The following is a 15,266-nucleotide window of genomic DNA, read 5'->3' as shown; positions in this document are numbered from 1 at the left end:
GTCTGATAGCGCAATTGATTATAGGGATGTTGACTATACTAAGCCTTGCGCGATTCTATTAGGTAATGAAAAGAAGGGCGTCAGTGATATCGCAGCGGCCAAGGTGGATCAGCATATTGTGATTCCGATGCTTGGTATGGTGGAGTCATTTAACGTATCGGTTGCCGCAGCCATTATTCTCGCTGAAGCGCAAAGGCAGCGGTCCTTGGCTGGGTCTTATGATCAGGTTCGTTTAGATGGTAAAACCTATCAGGAAACTTTCTTTCGCTGGGCGCACCCTAAAGTCGCTAGCTATTGCCACCAGAACAAACTTCCATATCCCGAAGTTAGTGAAGAGGACGGTGAGATAATAAACCCCTCACAATGGTATGCGAGTATCAGAGCTAAGCGTGATTCTGCTTCAGAATAAACTTTGAGCGATAAAAGCTCACTAGAACAAGACTCTCTCCTATGTTGAAAGCTATCTTTAGCCTTGCTGGCCCATTGGTAATAGGGCAAATCTCATTTGCTTTAATGGGTTTGATCGATACGCTATTGATGGGGCGTTTAGGGGTTGATGTGCTTGCTGGTGGTGGTTTGGGCGCAGTTGTATATCAATTCTTTTACATCGTTGGTATTGGTGCTTTAGTCGCTACGGCTAATATGGTTGCTTTTGCTAAGGGCAGTGGTAATCAAAGTGAAATCCACCGTGCAGTCTTGTCTGGTAGCTTATTGGTGGTGATTCTTTTTGTCGTCTTTGCTTTTGGCTTGGTTAATATCTCGCCTGTCTTACTTTTCTTTGGCCAGCTGTCTGAGCTGGTTTTTTTTGCTCAATCATATTTAGATCTTGTTTTATGGGCATTGTTGCCAGCATTTGGTTTTATCTTGATGCGCAGTTTGGTTGTTGGCTTAGGTAATTCAAGGCTTATTCTTCCTATTAGCCTAATAGCAGCCGTTTCAAATTACCCGGTTAGTCTGGTGTTGATGGAAGGCTATTTGGGTTTTCCAAAAATGGGCCTGGAAGGCATAGCCTTAGGAACCTGTATTATTTCCTGGGCGATGTTTCTGGGATTGGTGTTTTTGAGTTATCGACGCGATGAATTTAAGGGATTTCCTTTTTGGAAGGGCTGGCAAAACTTTTCTCTTTCGCAATTTCTTGAAACGCTAAGGCTTGGATTACCTATCGCTTTGGCCCATGCAATGGAGGTGGGAATGTTTTCGGCTGCAGCAATCATGATTGGGTGGTTGGGGGCGACAGCTCTGGCTGCTCATCATGTTGCGCTTCAGGCAGCTACCTTAAGTTTTATGGTGCCACTGGGGATCTCCCAAGCGGTTTCAGTTAAGGTGGGGGAGTTATACGGGCAGAATGCTGTTGGGCAGGTTCCACAAGCTGTGGGTTCAGGTTTTGTACTGGCACTTGTAAGCGCTTGTTTTGCTGCAATAATATTTATCTTTGCACCTGAAACTTTGGTGCAGCTGTTTGTACAAAAGGAACAGCTTCTAGCGGAGAATTACCAGGAATTTGTTCAGTTAGTGGCTTCAATTCTTCTAGTTGCTGCAATCTTTCAGGTGGTTGACGCTTGGCAGGTGATTAGTATGGGCGCCCTTAGGGGCTTTAAGCTTGGAGCTTCGCCGACATTGGCAGCGATTATTAGCTATTGGTGTGTCGGTATGCCTATTTCTTACTTCTTGCTGGAGCCCTATGGTGCGGTAGGCGTGTGGGGAGGTATGGGAGTAGGGCTGGCAGTCAGTGCGCTCGTGCTTTCAGCTTTGCTGTTTCGCGAGGTGCGACGACATAAGTCTATGCAGTCGCACTAGTTTCTGTTTCGCTGACTATTGAGGCGTTCGGCAGGAGTATTCAATGCTCCAATGAGACCAGAGGTCAATTCCCATAGCCGAGGCGTTGTAGAATAATGCGTTATCCAGCAAGCCGACCACCACATCTACTGGTGTAACCTCAGTAGTAACCTGGTTCCAGTCAAGGCCGACACAAACCTGACTTGTTTCAAGGGCATTGCTTAATTCAGCGAACTGATAAATGCTGTGGTGATACCACCTGCGGTAGCGCTTGCCTGAGCTGGCATCCAAATCGTCTTCGGATACATCTGATGAGAAGTCAAATAGAGACGGTACGGGGTCAGGCACGACTTCGCCATTTTCAAAATGGATCACTGCGCAGCCTTGGCTCATCGCTATTGTCGTCGCTAGCAGGGTGGCACTTAGTAATTTATTTAGCTGTTTCATGAATCGTCATTCTCCAGTTCACACCAGACTTTCGCAGTTCTGGGGAGGTATAAGCCTAGAGATAAGGTGGCAAATAGCACATCTGTTGCCGAGTATTTGCTTTGCATTTGTTTTACGGGTTGTTGGCGACAAATTTTGGTGACGTCAATGTGATGCTCGCCGATAAAGCCCCATAAAAAGAAATGTTTGGATTCTTCATAATGAGGGCGGTATCTGAAGTCAGAGGGGCCGCTTTCGGTAATGGTGACCGCAGCGCAGCCTCCCAAGCTAATTGCAAGAAATAAGACAAAGAGGGTAGAAATTTTGCTCATTGCGCATCCATGTATCAAACAGTCTATTATTCTGGGGAATTATAGCGAGTTTTGCGAGACTTCAGGCGAACCAGTATGCAAAAAAATGAAGTACCTGCGATAAAAGTTATACGAGGCCTGCTAAGAGGCGCCCGTATAAGCTAATGAGGCCAACTGTATTACTTGCTTAACTTCTCTTGCTGCGCTTTGATTGCTGCTTGCTTTTCAAGTTTACGTCGAGCAATCGTCTCGCTGACATCGCCACCAATGTGTTTCTCATGGCGCAGCTTAGCGAGTTCTATTTGCTTCTGTCGTTCAGCGAAGCGGGCTTTTTGTGCTTCGGTGTGCATGTCGTGACACCTTGGGCAGCTAACGCCCTCAACATAAAGCTCGCTAGATTTATCTTCTTCTGTAATTGGAAGACGACATGCATTACATTGATCGTAACGACCTTTCTCCAGTTGGTGATTGACTGCTACGCGTTCATCAAAGACAAAGCATTCGCCTTCCCACATGGTCTCTTCAGCTGGAACTTCTTCTAAGTATTTAAGGATGCCGCCTTCAAGGTGATAAACGTCTTCAAAACCTTGTTCTTTCAGGTAAGCTGTCGATTTTTCACAACGAATACCGCCCGTACAAAACATCGCGACTTTTTTGTGCTTTGCCTTATCCAGGTTTTCTGCAACGTACTGAGGGAACTCTCTAAAGCTTTCGGTTCGAGGGTTCAAGGCATGTTGGAAGGTGCCAATTTCGACCTCATAATCATTTCGCGTATCGACTAGTAGAACTTCAGGGTCAGAGATGAGTGCGTTCCAGTCCTTTGGCTTTACATAGGTGCCAACTACTTCCTTAGGGTTTATGCCTTCAACGCCCATGGTGACGATTTCTTTTTTCAGTTTTACCTTGGTTCGGGCAAACGGAGCTTCTTGGGTGAAAGACTCCTTATAGCTAAGATCGCTCAAACGTGGGTCTGACTTTAACCACTCAAGAAGTTTGTCTATGCCCGCTCTAGAGCCAGCAACGGTGCCGTTGATGCCTTCTTCTGCAAGTAGTAGGGTGCCTCGTACGTCGATGCTCTTCATCAATTCAAGAAGAGGGGTTTGAATCTCTTTGTAATTTTCGAGTGTGACAAATTTATATAATGCGCAAACAACGTAAGTTTGCTCGTTTGGTGTGGTAGACATGTTATTTCCTATCAGCATGACCGGAACGTAAATCCGGCGCCTTGGTTTAGTGTTAAGAACTAGTTTTCTTGCTTGTCCTTAATGTGTTCAAGAATCTGTTTTTTCAGGCTCTTGGGGATTTCTGTAATAGTGAGCGTATTTGACTGCTCATCAAACAAGATTGTTTGCTGCATAAGGTCTGATGAAAAGGACAGGCTTAAACCATTGCCCTTGCCAGAGATTCTGACCAAATGCTTTAGCTTACGAGTGTCTGGGCGCAGGGTTTGGCTGGTGTCTAGTTGCGCTTCTTGTTCTGCGAATTGAGCAAAGCGGGTGGGTTCATTTTCATCAAGGAAGCCCGATAGCTCATTAATCGGCACTGCTTCACCTAGCTGCTGCTGTTCAACGCAAAAGTCATAGGCTTTTTGATGAAGCTGAGCAGCTTGCTTGGGTTCGGTTTCTTTGGTGTAGCCTGCTAATACTTCCATTAGCGTTTCAGTTTCTTTTGCGCTGTCGATAGAGCTCTTGAAACCGATTGACTGAGTGAATGCTTCACCTATTTTGGCTTTTGAGCGTGCGCGGACCAAGCAAAGGTATGGGTCAGTACTTTCGCTTTCTGAAAGCCAGTCATCAAGGTCGATGCGCAGGGCAAGATCCATTTTATTTGTGTTGAGGTAGTCCACGGTATCGAGATTAAGCCCAGAGTCTAGGAGTAGGCCGGAATTTGTTTCCAGCGCAAAGATATAGACTCGAGGGCCATCTGCACGTTCCTCATGAACCGTAAGGATAGTGGCTTCAAAGCTCTCGCTGGTTTTATCCACTAGGTCTTTGAGTTGATTCATGTAGAGAAGGCTTAGCTTCTCGAAGCTGATTTTTCCATCCAGTTGCTCTTTCAACCAGTTTTGATAGGGGGCACTACTATAGTCTTCATCAAATTGACCGTGGAATTTACCTGCTTTGAATTGAAAGACTTTTTTAAGTTGACTGAAGAGTCCTTCATGATCTGCAGTGACGTCAGGTGCCTGCTCACAGAGTTGAATTTCTGAAGGTTGATCTTCTTGCCAGCGAGTAATCTTATGAAAAACTAGCGAAGTAATAGCCATGGATTGAGTTCTCTCTGTGTCCAATGAAATAAGGGGCTACGAAGTAAATCGTAGCCCCTGTCTTTGGGTTAGGCTTACTGAGATGAGTATCTCAGTGAATCAAATTTAGCTAAGCCCTTTTACCTGTTCAGGAATATCTACGTCAGATGTTGCTGATAGTACGGTATCTGCAATATCTGAACTGCCTTCCAATGAGGTAATTGCAATTAAGCCTGCTTCTTTAGCTGCCTTAGCAATCAAGAGTTTATCTGCATCGTTGTCGGCCATGTGAGAGGTGATCAACAGGCAAGTTCGACCCTGATTGAACAGCTTACGCTCAGCGGCTTGAGCGAGTACATCACCCGCTTCACCTGAGCAAGCAATAATCGAGGCTACCTGGTGATCTAAACGCGCTGCACGCTCTGCTTCGCTAACAGGTTCCCACTGTGCGCTAGTATCTTCAGCGGCTTCAACGATCATGCCTGCGCCAACCGTTACGTTGGTTAGACGGTCGATAATAATGAAGGCGCCCGTTGCTTTGTTTTCACCATATGGGTCAAACGCAAGTGTCTGGTTTGCATGGATCGTACACAATGCAATACTGTTAAGCTCTAGTTCGCTGGCATCCTTTTTCTCAAGCGTATTAACGTCAATTAAATGCTCAATTGACTGAATTGACGCTGAAGCCTGCTTGGAACCAAGTTTAATATCAATAAGCTTGCCTGGCTGAATTTTGTCTTCAGACATCCAAACGATATGTGCTTTTACCGCAGAACTTACCGTTGGGTGATTGTCAGACTGAACAATCATATCGCCACGACTGATATCGATTTCATCATTCAAGGTAAGCGTAACCGCTTGACCTGCGAAACCTTCATCCAGTGAACCTTCAAAGGTCACGACTTCTTTTACGGTACTGCTTTTACCCGAAGGAAGTGCAGTAATTTTATCGCCAGGCTTAACGATACCCGAAGCAATCGTTCCACAGAAACCACGGAAGTTAAGGTTAGGGCGGTTAACGTATTGTACTGGTAGGCGGAAGTCTTCCAGATTCTTGTCTTTAGCTATTTCGACTGACTCAAGCATCTCCATTAGAGGCTTGCCTTTGTACCAAGGTGTCTTGTCGCTATTGCTGATTGTGTTAACACCTTTCAGTGCAGAAAGTGGTGCAAACTGGATATCGCCCAAATCTAACTGGTCAGAGAATGAAAGGTAATCGCTCTTGATTTCATTAAAGCGCTCTTCGCTGTAGTCAACCAGATCCATCTTATTGATGGCAACGATGACGTGCTTAATACCCAGTAAAGAAGCAATAAATGAGTGACGTTTGGTTTGCGTTAATACACCGTGACGTGCATCGATCAGGATGATTGCCAGGTCAGCAGTTGACGCACCAGTTGCCATGTTACGAGTATATTGCTCGTGTCCGGGAGTGTCGGCGATGATGAACTTGCGTTTAGCAGTTGAGAAATAACGATAAGCAACATCAATGGTGATGCCTTGCTCGCGCTCAGCCTGTAGGCCGTCAACTAATAGTGCAAGGTCGATTTCACCTTCGTTGGTGCCGGACTTAACGCTGTCTTTCTTAATTGCTTCAAGTTGATCTTCATAAATCATTTGAGAGTCATGAAGTAGTCGGCCAATAAGTGTGCTCTTGCCGTCGTCAACGCTACCACAAGTAAGAAGACGTAGTAGTTCTTTTTGTTCGTGTTGCTTCAGATATTCGTTAATATCTTCACTGATAAGATCTGACTGGTGTGACATGTAAACTATCTCTTTATTTGCTGCCTCGCGCTGGGTCTTAGCGTGAGGCAATAATCTTGGTTGCTATGTATCAGCTTTGTACGTATATGCTGGCCTAGAAATAACCTTCGCGCTTCTTCTGCTCCATTGAGCCTGCCTGGTCGTGATCAATGACGCGGCCTTGTCTTTCAGAGGAGGTGGTTAGTAGCATTTCCTGAATTATTTCGGGCAAGGTTGTCGCTTCAGACTCAACTGCACCCGTTAGCGGGTAGCAACCAAGCGTACGGAAGCGTACCGACTTCATCTCTACCTTTTCACCTTCTTCAATCGGCATACGTTCATCATCAACCATGATCATGACGCCGTCACGTTCAACAACAGGTCGCTTCGCTGAGAAATAAAGTGGAACGATATCGATGTTTTCCAGGTGGATGTACTGCCAGATATCAAGTTCTGTCCAGTTAGATAAAGGGAATACACGAATGCTTTCACCTTTATTAATCTTACCGTTATAAGTATTCCATAATTCAGGGCGCTGATTCTTTGGGTCCCAGCGGTGGTTTTCATCACGGAAAGAGTAAACACGTTCTTTAGCGCGAGACTTTTCTTCGTCACGTCGTGCGCCACCGAAGGCTGCGTCAAACTGATATTTGTCCAGTGCTTGTTTAAGACCTTGGGTTTTCATTACGTCGGTGTGCTTGGCACTACCGTGAGTAAAAGGTCCGATGCCTTGATCAACGCCTTCCTGGTTGATATGCACGATCAGATCGAAGCCATACTTTTTAACGGTCTCGTCACGAAACTTGATCATTTCCTGGAATTTCCAGGTAGTGTCAACATGCATTAGAGGGAAAGGTGGCTTACCTGGTGCAAAAGCTTTGCGAGCCAAGTGCAGCATAACAGCGGAATCTTTACCGACAGAATAGAGCATTACCGGATTATCAAATTCAGCGGCTACTTCTCGAATGATGTGGATGCTTTCAGCTTCCAATTGCTTTAAATGAGTCAAATTGTATTGCGACATATATGTAACTCTTACCAGAGGTCAATAAACGAAAAAATCGTGTTTAAGTGGATAGCTGCTATTTCTATAGGCTGCTACCTAACAAAAGGGTGCGGAATTATAACAGGCTTGTCGCTAAATAATAAGGGATGTGGTGCTTTAGTGAGTGGTGGTGGAGTGCGCTTATATTCTCACTTATGCTAAAAGATCAGATGTTTAGAATATAATGTTCTATTTAAGATGTCTCGATATCAGTAAGAAATACGGATGTCTTGTGTTTAGTTTCTCGCTGTTTGGCGGCTCTTTTTGGGGTGCTACATTGCTAGTACTAGGAGCGGCAGTAGGAACACGCTATAATCGCGTTTTTGATAATTAAGCCAAGAGAAGAAGATGGACGTTAAAGCCTATATGGTCAAAGTGGGTGAGGCAGCTCGTCAAGCTGCTAGCCAGATGACTTCAGTCAGTACCGGATTAAAAAACAAAGCTCTATTAGCAACCGCTGATGCTTTGAATGCCAAGCGTGATATGTTGATTCAAGAGAATAAAAAGGATCTTGAGGCTGGGCGTGAAAATGGTTTGGATGATGCGATGCTTGATCGTTTGGAGCTTACGCCAGCGCGTATAGATGGCATGATTGAAGGCTTGCAGCAAGTAGCAGGGCTTGATGATCCTGTTGGAATTATTAACGATCTCAAGTATATGCCTTCCGGTATTCAGGTTGGCAAGATGCGTGTGCCGCTTGGTGTGATTGGGATTATCTATGAGTCTAGACCAAATGTAACGGTTGAAGCGGCGAGCCTGTGTATTAAATCGGGTAATGCAACGATTCTTCGTGGCGGTTCAGAAGCTATTCATTCAAACAAGGCCATCGCGAGCTGTATCGCAATAGGTTTGTCTGAAGCTGGCTTGCCTGAAACGGCTGTTCAGGTGATTGAAACGACAGATCGCGCGGCAGTGGGTGAAATGATCACCATGCCAGAATATGTCGATGTGATCGTGCCTCGTGGCGGAAAAGGTCTGATCGAGAGAATCAGTCGAGACGCTAAGGTGACAGTAATTAAGCACTTGGACGGTATATGTCACGTGTTTATCGACCGTGATGCGGATATTGAAAAGGCGAAGGCAATTTCATTGAATGCAAAAACGCATCGTTATGGCACTTGCAATACGATGGAAACGCTTTTGGTTGATGCGCCTGTCGCTGAAGAGGTTCTGCCCCAGTTAGCAGTTTTATATGCAGAAAAAGAGGTTGAGCTACGTGGCTGTGAGCAAACTTGCACAATCTTGAATAATGCGGGTTTTGCTGCGAAGGATGCGACGCTGGAAGATTGGCAGACAGAATATCTTGCGCCGGTATTATCTATTAAGGTGGTAGAGGGTATGCAGGAAGCCATTGCGCACATCAATGAGTTCGGTTCGCACCATACTGACTCAATTGTTACCGAGAACTATACAAAAGGTCGTCAATTCCTAGCGAGTGTCGATTCCAGCTCGGTAATGATCAATGCCTCAACGCGATTTGCTGATGGCTTTGAATATGGTTTGGGTGCAGAAATCGGCATTTCAACCGATAAGATTCACGCGCGTGGGCCGGTTGGTCTGCATGGCTTAACTTCGGAAAAATTTGTGGTGCTGGGCGATGGGCATATCCGTCAGTGAGGCCTGCATTAATTAGATTCCTTATGAGAAGTCTAACTTCGTGAAAGTTGTTTTCGGTGGTACTTTCGACCCGGTTCATGTTGGTCATTTGCGCATGGCCACCGAGCTTGTCTCGGAACTGGGTGTCAACAGTGTCGACTTGATGCCTTGTTACCAGGCTGTGCATAAGGATAGTGTGTCGGCAAGTGCTGACTCTCGCCTTGAAATGTTGAAGCTGGCGACAGCTCATGACTCGTGTTTGAATGTTGATGAGCGAGAGATTCGGCGGGGTTGTCCAAGTTATACCATTGAATCAGTTCGCGAGAAGCGTCAAGAGCTTGGTGATCAGGCCTTGAGTATCGTCATGGGGACTGATGCTGCGCGAGGTTTAAGAACCTGGCGTCAGGCAGAGCAGCTATCAAAGCAGACGCATATTGTTGTTGTAAAGCGCCCGGGTGAACTTGAAGGCGATATAAAGCAATGTCTGGAGCAACTTGGCTTTGAATGGGTTATGTCTGCCAATTACTTGCATGAGCAGCCGGGCGGCTTAGCTTTGATGCTTGATTTGACGCAGTTAGATATCTCTAGCACTGCCATTCGTGAAGCGGTCAGGAAAAATAAAAGCATTCGTTACCTTGTGATAGGTGCGGTTGAAGACTATATCTGTGATAATGCGCTTTATCGAGAGTGAGTTGCTGTTTTGAAACGCTGTTTCAGAGCAGGCAAAATTAACCAAATGGGGAACACAAAGAACGTATGCAAACTGAAGAATTGAAAACTGTAGTGGTCGAGGCTTTAGAGGATCTTAAAGCTGATAATATCTGTGTGCTGGATGTTAAAGATAAAACTAGCGTCACAGACTATATGGTGATCGCTTCAGGGACTTCGAGCAGACACGTTAAGTCTCTTGCAGAAAATTTGGTTTCCGAAGTAAAAGATAAAGGCGGACGGCCTTTAGGTATTGAAGGTGCTGATGGCAGTGACTGGGTTTTGGTTGATCTGGGCGAGGTTGTCGTTCATGTGATGCTTCCCGCTTCACGCACATTTTATGACCTGGAAGGCTTTTGGCGTGATGGCCCGGATGCCAGTGCCTCAATGACTGAGCATTAACTATAGCCTTTTCTTTAGTTTTTCCTTTGGCTTATGTAATAAGCATAATTCAATCTCTGCACTGTTTGTGAATTGCGATAGCGATGAAAATAAAAATACTTGCTGTTGGTACTAAAATGCCGAAGTGGGTGACGGAAGGCGCAAACGAATATGTTAAGCGCCTTCCTAAAGACCTTCCTTTAGAGTTTATCGAGATTCCCTTGGGGAATCGTAGTAAGAATGCCGATATCAAGCGCGCTATTCAAAAAGAGAGTGCGGCTATACTCGCTCAAATTAATAGTCAGGATCATGTTGTTGCGCTTGAGGTTAAAGGTGTTAACTGGAGTACGGAGAAGTTAGCCTCTAACCTTGAAAACTGGCAAATGAGTGGCAAAAATCTAGTTATTCTTATTGGTGGGCCGGACGGCTTAAGCAATGAATGTCGAGCTCGTGCTGATCAGCAGTGGTCTCTCTCTGCATTAACATTACCTCATCCCATTGTTCGTGTTGTGCTTGCTGAGCAGCTATATAGGGCTTGGACGGTTACGCAGAATCACCCTTATCACCGTTCATGATTAAAAAGAGTGTTTGCAGTGTATTCGATCTATTTCAGGGGAGTTGGGTTTGAAGTCTGATCGTCGCCTTAAGGACTCGAATCGAGAGAAGCGAATTTATGCTTTTCGCACGATTGTGGCGTCAATCTTTGTCTTGAGTTTGACGGGCGGATTGATCTTCCGCATGTACTACCTGCAGATTACTAATCATACGCATTTTCAAACTTTATCCGATAAGAATCGCATGCAGTTGCAATCGATTGCACCAAACCGTGGTTTGATTTATGACCGAAACGGTATTTTGCTAGCTGACAATCGGCCAATTTTCAGTGTCGCGATTACACCAGAAGACAGCGCCTCCATTGATGAAAGTATTGCTTCGATTGCCCAAGTCATATCAATTTCTGATGATCATGTGAGGCGCTTTAAAAAACGTTTAAAACGGGCCAGAAGACCATTTCACCCTGTTATTCTAAAAAGTAAGTTGACCGAGAAAGAAATTGCGATGCTCGAGGTGCGCAGGCATGAACTGAAGGGAGTGAAGGTACTTGCCGAGCTCGCTAGACACTACCCGATGGCGAAAGATACTGCGCATTCGATCGGTTATGTCGGAAGAATAAATGAAAAAGAGCTAAAAAAGGTCGATGAGCAAAACTACTCGGCGACTAACTATATCGGCAAGCTTGGAGTTGAAAAATTTTATGAGTCAGAATTGCATGGTCAGGTTGGCTTTCAAACCGTAGAAACAAACGCCAGTAACAGGGTTTTGCGGGTGTTGGATAGAAGTGATCCGGTGCCAGGTAGAAATCTTACTCTACATATGGATGCACAGCTGCAAAACCGGGCAGTGGAGCTACTTGGCTCAAATAGGGGAGCCGTGGTCGCAATAGAGCCTGAAACCGGCGGCATACTGGCAATGGTTAGTACGCCGAGCTTTGATCCAAATGCTTTTGTTACGGGGATTGATTACAAGTCTTATGGCGAGCTAAGAGATTCTTTGGATCTTCCTTTATTTAACAGGGCATTAAAAGGGCAGTATCCACCTGGCTCTACGATTAAGCCTATGGTCGGTTTAGGCGGTCTTGATACCAATACGACCACGCGAGAGTTTAGCATTTGGGATGAGGGACGTTATCAATTACAAAATGATGAGCGGATATATCGCGACTGGAAGCGGGAAGGGCATGGGCGTATAAATTTAAGATCTGCTATTGCTCAGTCATGCGATACCTATTTTTACGATCTCGCGTTTAAAATGGGTGTTGATCAGATGTCTAAGTATTTAGGCTATTTCGGTTTTGGGAGTAATACTGCTTTGGATATTTCTGAAGCAAGATCCGGGATTTTACCAACTCGTGAGTGGAAGAAGGCCCTAAAAGGTCGCTCTTGGTATCCAGGTGACTCACTGAACCTAGGGATTGGTCAAGGTTTTATGCTTGCAACGCCATTGCAGTTGGCAACGGCTACAGCATTTTTGGCAAACCGGGGACGCTGGGTTGCACCAACTCTATTGAGGTCGATTTCCCTAAGAAAGGGAGAAAGCGAATATTCTGCTCGCCGTCGTGAGGTTGAAATGCCTGACCTTGATCTTAGCAGGCCGGAAGACCTTGATTATATTATTGAGTCGATGGCTGATGTGATGCATGGCCGTCATGGGACGGCTCGCGGTAGTGGTCGCAATGCTAGTTATAAAATGGCGGGAAAAACCGGAACAGCTCAGGTAGTAGGTATTGCTCAGGGCGAAAAATATGATGCTGAAGCCTTGATCGAGAGACATCGAGATCACGCTTTATTTGTTGGTTTTGCGCCGTTGGATGAGCCCCAAATTGCCGTGGCGGTGATTGTTGAAAATGGGGGAGGAGGAAGTAGTGCTGCTGCGCCAGTTGCTAGGGCCATGTTTGATGAGTGGTTGATTTCTCTCGGGCATATAGCTTCCTCTAATCCAGATACTCCAAAGGAATAGTCGTTTTGATATTTGAGTCGCGAATCAAATGAGTAGAGAGTTTCTAAGGCAGATGCCCGGGGCAGAAAGTCACTTGCGCAATAGTGGTGGTCTTCTGTTTCGCTTGCACCTAGACCCGATCATGTTGGGCTTGCTTCTATTGTTGTGTGCCGTTGGTCTGGCTATTTTATATAGCGCAGGTGGTCAAGATATGGTGTATGTCGAAAAACAGGCGACACGCTTCGGTATTGCATTTGTTGTGATGTTTGTTTTTGCTCAGCTAGATCCCAATGTCTACCGGCGTTGGTCTCCATGGCTATATGTTATTGGTGTCGCAGCGTTGATAGGGGTTATTTTCTTTGGAACGGGTGCTAAAGGTGCACAGCGATGGTTACAGCTACCAGGTTTACCGCGTTTTCAGCCCTCTGAGTTTATGAAGTTGGTGGTGCCGATGATGGTTGCATGGTTTTTGGCTGCGCGTTATTTACCTCCAAGCTTTAAGGCTGTCATGGGATCATTGGTGCTCGTTTTTATTCCGGTATTGCTCATTGTTAAGCAGCCGGATTTGGGGACTTCAATCTTAATTGCCGCCTCGGGTGTTTTTGTATTAATGTTTGCGGGTTTGAGCTGGAGGCTAGTCGGGGGCTTTGCTGTTTTACTCGCATCTTTTGCGCCGCTTATGTGGATGTTTGTGATGCGAGATTACCAAAAACAACGTGTCCTAACTTTTCTCGACCCAGAAAGTGATCCGCTAGGCTCAGGTTGGAATATTATTCAATCGAAAACGGCGATTGGCTCTGGCGGCACCTGGGGGAAGGGGTGGCTTGAAGGTACTCAGTCTCAACTGAATTTTTTACCTGAAAGTCATACCGATTTTATTATTGCAGTCTGTGCAGAAGAGTTTGGTTTTGTTGGCGTCTTGGGGTTGTTGCTTCTATATTTACTGATTATATTCAGGGGGCTGTTCATAGCGCTTAAGGCTCAGGATTCATATGGTCGTCTATTGGCGGGCAGTCTGGTCATGACATTTTTTGTATATGTTTTTGTAAATATCGGTATGGTAAGTGGTATCTTACCTGTTGTGGGTGTGCCACTTCCGTTGGTAAGTTATGGCGGCACCTCTGCGGTAACTCTAATGGCGGCATTTGGTGTACTGATGTCAATTCATACTCATAGAAAGATGCTGTCGCGCTAAGCGAATTGCGAACAATAAAAGGATTATGTATGCGTTCAGGAAATAAATTGTTTTTTGTAATCTCAGCTTGCCTGATGCTGTTGTCGGTTTCTTCGGCAAATGCGAACTATATTGAGCACGAAAAAGCTAAAAGCTTTATTGATATGATGGTTAGTAAGCACGGCTTTGAAAGTGCAAAGTTAGCTGAAATATTTTCTCAGGCAGAAAAGAAAGATAGTATTCTGAAAGCAATTGCTCGACCTGCAGAGAAGCGCCTCGAATGGAAGGGTTATCGAAAGATATTTCTTACCGATGATCGAATTAAGAAAGGTTTAGCCTTCATTGAAGAAAACCGAGAGAGCCTAAACCGGGCTCAGGAAAAGTACGGTGTTCCGGTTCATGTTATTGCTGCCATAATAGGTGTTGAAACTCGCTACGGCCGTAACAAGGGGAGTTATCGTGTGGTGGATGCACTTTCAACTTTAGCTTTTGACTATCCGCCTCGTTCAAAGTTTTTCACAAAAGAGTTAGAGCAAGTATTTCTTCTGTCTAAAGAGCAGGGCTTTGCAGCCTTAGACTTGAAAGGCTCATATGCGGGTGCGATGGGTTACGGCCAGTTTATCCCAAGTAGCTATCGTCACTACGCAGTTGATTTCGATGGCGATAAGGTTGCGGACATTCTTAATAACGCTACCGATGCGGTGGGAAGTGTTGCTAACTATTTTAAGATGCATAAATGGTCCGAGGGGCAGCCAGTCGCTTTTCAGCTAGAAAAGTCAGACTTAGGAGAGGGTTATCAAGAGCTTGTTCATAAGAAGCTCAAGCCGTCGCATATGGTAGCTGATTTTGAGGCACACGGTTTGCGTCTTCCTGCTGGTTTGGATAAGAATATGCCTGCGAAACTTCAGATACTTCAAGGGGCTACCGGTGAAGAGTATTGGTTAACCTTGAGGAATTTTTACGTGATTACTCGCTATAACCATAGTCATTTATATGCGATGGCAGTTTACCAGCTTTCCGAGGCTCTAAAGCTAGGAATGAACTAAGGTGTTGAGTAGTTTGCGTTGCATTCTCTTGTGTTGCCTGGCCCTGCTTTTGCTGGCTTGTAGTAGTTCTCGCTACAGCATGAAGCATGATGTCGGGCCTACTGGAGAGTTCGATGTATCCAAGGTGCCAGATGCAATCCCTAAATGGGAGCCAATCAGCCCAAAAGGCAATTACTCTCCTTATACTGTGCGAGGAAAGGAGTATCACCTGCTCGATTCGATTAAGGAGTATCGCGAGGAGGGGATTGGCTCTTGGTACGGCTTGAAGTTTCATGGTGAGCTGACTTCAAATGGTGAGATTTATAATATGTATGCCATG

Annotated in this window: 15 protein-coding genes and 1 pseudogene; 10 read left to right on the top strand and 6 right to left on the bottom strand. The window is 45.4% G+C overall.

The annotated features are described in order from the left end of the window. Together A3757_RS07545 and A3757_RS07540 are read left to right on the top strand one after the other, a co-directional pair. Nucleotides 1–409 (top strand): TrmH family RNA methyltransferase (locus tag A3757_RS07545; RefSeq protein WP_304439181.1); only part of this gene is annotated, 409 nt, incomplete at its 5' end. A 41-nt stretch (nucleotides 410–450) separates the two neighbouring features. After that, nucleotides 451–1,797 carry an MATE family efflux transporter gene (locus A3757_RS07540; protein ID WP_068507932.1) on the top strand — a complete coding sequence of 449 codons (1,347 nt, stop codon included), beginning with the start codon at nucleotides 451–453 and terminating at the stop codon, nucleotides 1,795–1,797. 15 nt (nucleotides 1,798–1,812) lie between these two features. Here the strand turns inward: A3757_RS07540 and A3757_RS07535 are convergent, their stop codons facing one another. The 6 genes from A3757_RS07535 to cysD all read right to left on the bottom strand — a co-directional run bounded on the left by A3757_RS07535 (nucleotide 1,813) and on the right by cysD (nucleotide 7,525). Then, a complete protein-coding gene (locus tag A3757_RS07535; protein WP_068507930.1) occupies nucleotides 1,813–2,223 on the bottom strand; it encodes a hypothetical protein in 411 nt (136 codons plus the stop codon). After that, entirely contained in the window at nucleotides 2,220–2,534 is a 315-nt protein-coding gene (locus A3757_RS07530) for a Bor family protein (RefSeq protein WP_068507927.1), read from the bottom strand. The genes A3757_RS07535 and A3757_RS07530 overlap by 4 nt, the downstream gene beginning before the upstream one ends. Before the next feature lie 158 nt (nucleotides 2,535–2,692). Further along, nucleotides 2,693–3,697 carry a rhodanese-related sulfurtransferase gene (locus A3757_RS07525; RefSeq protein WP_068507924.1) on the bottom strand — a complete coding sequence of 335 codons (1,005 nt, stop codon included), beginning with the start codon at nucleotides 3,695–3,697 and terminating at the stop codon, nucleotides 2,693–2,695. Nucleotides 3,698–3,756: 59 nt separating this feature from the next. After that, a complete protein-coding gene (locus A3757_RS07520) occupies nucleotides 3,757–4,779 on the bottom strand; it encodes a nucleoid-associated protein (RefSeq protein WP_068507922.1) in 1,023 nt (340 codons plus the stop codon). A gap of 105 nt (nucleotides 4,780–4,884) precedes the next feature. Then, nucleotides 4,885–6,522: a sulfate adenylyltransferase subunit CysN gene (gene cysN / locus A3757_RS07515; RefSeq protein ID WP_068507920.1), complete on the bottom strand. Its 1,638-nt coding sequence runs from the start codon at nucleotides 6,520–6,522 to the stop codon at nucleotides 4,885–4,887. A 94-nt stretch (nucleotides 6,523–6,616) separates the two neighbouring features. Next, nucleotides 6,617–7,525, bottom strand: a complete 909-nt coding sequence (gene cysD / locus A3757_RS07510) for a sulfate adenylyltransferase subunit CysD (RefSeq protein ID WP_068507917.1) — start codon at nucleotides 7,523–7,525, stop codon at nucleotides 6,617–6,619. Between the two features lie 369 nt (nucleotides 7,526–7,894). Between cysD and A3757_RS07505 the strand changes: the two genes are divergently transcribed. From A3757_RS07505 to A3757_RS07470, 8 genes and pseudogenes are all read left to right on the top strand, one after another. Beyond that, the gene (locus tag A3757_RS07505; protein WP_068507915.1) at nucleotides 7,895–9,163 is read left to right on the top strand and encodes a glutamate-5-semialdehyde dehydrogenase; all 1,269 of its coding nucleotides are present in this window, start codon (nucleotides 7,895–7,897) and stop codon (nucleotides 9,161–9,163) included. A 40-nt stretch (nucleotides 9,164–9,203) separates the two neighbouring features. After that, nucleotides 9,204–9,833, top strand: coding sequence for a nicotinate-nucleotide adenylyltransferase (gene nadD, locus A3757_RS07500; RefSeq protein ID WP_197469923.1), 630 nt, complete (start codon nucleotides 9,204–9,206; stop codon nucleotides 9,831–9,833). A gap of 65 nt (nucleotides 9,834–9,898) precedes the next feature. Continuing rightward, nucleotides 9,899–10,252, top strand: coding sequence for a ribosome silencing factor (gene rsfS, locus A3757_RS07495; RefSeq protein WP_068507913.1), 354 nt, complete (start codon nucleotides 9,899–9,901; stop codon nucleotides 10,250–10,252). Nucleotides 10,253–10,335: 83 nt separating this feature from the next. Continuing rightward, nucleotides 10,336–10,806 (top strand): 23S rRNA (pseudouridine(1915)-N(3))-methyltransferase RlmH, encoded by a 471-nt coding sequence (rlmH, locus tag A3757_RS07490; protein ID WP_068507911.1) that lies wholly within the window; start codon nucleotides 10,336–10,338, stop codon nucleotides 10,804–10,806. Between the two features lie 49 nt (nucleotides 10,807–10,855). Beyond that, entirely contained in the window at nucleotides 10,856–12,748 is a 1,893-nt protein-coding gene (gene mrdA / locus A3757_RS07485; RefSeq protein ID WP_068553355.1) for a penicillin-binding protein 2, read from the top strand. A 28-nt stretch (nucleotides 12,749–12,776) separates the two neighbouring features. Next, nucleotides 12,777–13,922: a rod shape-determining protein RodA gene (rodA, locus tag A3757_RS07480; protein ID WP_197469920.1), complete on the top strand. Its 1,146-nt coding sequence runs from the start codon at nucleotides 12,777–12,779 to the stop codon at nucleotides 13,920–13,922. Nucleotides 13,923–13,951: 29 nt separating this feature from the next. Next, nucleotides 13,952–14,947 carry a lytic murein transglycosylase B gene (gene mltB / locus A3757_RS07475; RefSeq protein WP_068507908.1) on the top strand — a complete coding sequence of 332 codons (996 nt, stop codon included), beginning with the start codon at nucleotides 13,952–13,954 and terminating at the stop codon, nucleotides 14,945–14,947. A 13-nt stretch (nucleotides 14,948–14,960) separates the two neighbouring features. Continuing rightward, a pseudogene (locus A3757_RS07470) lies at nucleotides 14,961–15,266 on the top strand (septal ring lytic transglycosylase RlpA family lipoprotein); the annotation flags it as partial.

The organism is Oleiphilus sp. HI0117 (assembly GCF_001635235.1).
The sequence above is the reverse complement of the archived record's forward strand: the minus strand, read 5'-3'. Positions and strand labels throughout refer to the sequence as shown.

What these genes read in the sequence shown, in the direction of transcription:
- A3757_RS07540 (WP_068507932.1), top strand. Translation starts at nt 451, where the DNA reads ATGTTGAAAGCTATCTTTAGCCTTGCTGGCCCATTGGTAATAGGGCAA.
- A3757_RS07535 (WP_068507930.1), bottom strand. Translation starts at nt 2,223, where the DNA reads ATGAAACAGCTAAATAAATTACTAAGTGCCACCCTGCTAGCGACGACA.
- A3757_RS07530 (WP_068507927.1), bottom strand. Translation starts at nt 2,534, where the DNA reads ATGAGCAAAATTTCTACCCTCTTTGTCTTATTTCTTGCAATTAGCTTG.
- A3757_RS07525 (WP_068507924.1), bottom strand. Translation starts at nt 3,697, where the DNA reads ATGTCTACCACACCAAACGAGCAAACTTACGTTGTTTGCGCATTATAT.
- A3757_RS07520 (WP_068507922.1), bottom strand. Translation starts at nt 4,779, where the DNA reads ATGGCTATTACTTCGCTAGTTTTTCATAAGATTACTCGCTGGCAAGAA.
- cysN (WP_068507920.1), bottom strand. Translation starts at nt 6,522, where the DNA reads ATGTCACACCAGTCAGATCTTATCAGTGAAGATATTAACGAATATCTG.
- cysD (WP_068507917.1), bottom strand. Translation starts at nt 7,525, where the DNA reads ATGTCGCAATACAATTTGACTCATTTAAAGCAATTGGAAGCTGAAAGC.
- A3757_RS07505 (WP_068507915.1), top strand. Translation starts at nt 7,895, where the DNA reads ATGGACGTTAAAGCCTATATGGTCAAAGTGGGTGAGGCAGCTCGTCAA.
- rsfS (WP_068507913.1), top strand. Translation starts at nt 9,899, where the DNA reads ATGCAAACTGAAGAATTGAAAACTGTAGTGGTCGAGGCTTTAGAGGAT.
- rlmH (WP_068507911.1), top strand. Translation starts at nt 10,336, where the DNA reads ATGAAAATAAAAATACTTGCTGTTGGTACTAAAATGCCGAAGTGGGTG.
- rodA (WP_197469920.1), top strand. Translation starts at nt 12,777, where the DNA reads ATGAGTAGAGAGTTTCTAAGGCAGATGCCCGGGGCAGAAAGTCACTTG.
- mltB (WP_068507908.1), top strand. Translation starts at nt 13,952, where the DNA reads ATGCGTTCAGGAAATAAATTGTTTTTTGTAATCTCAGCTTGCCTGATG.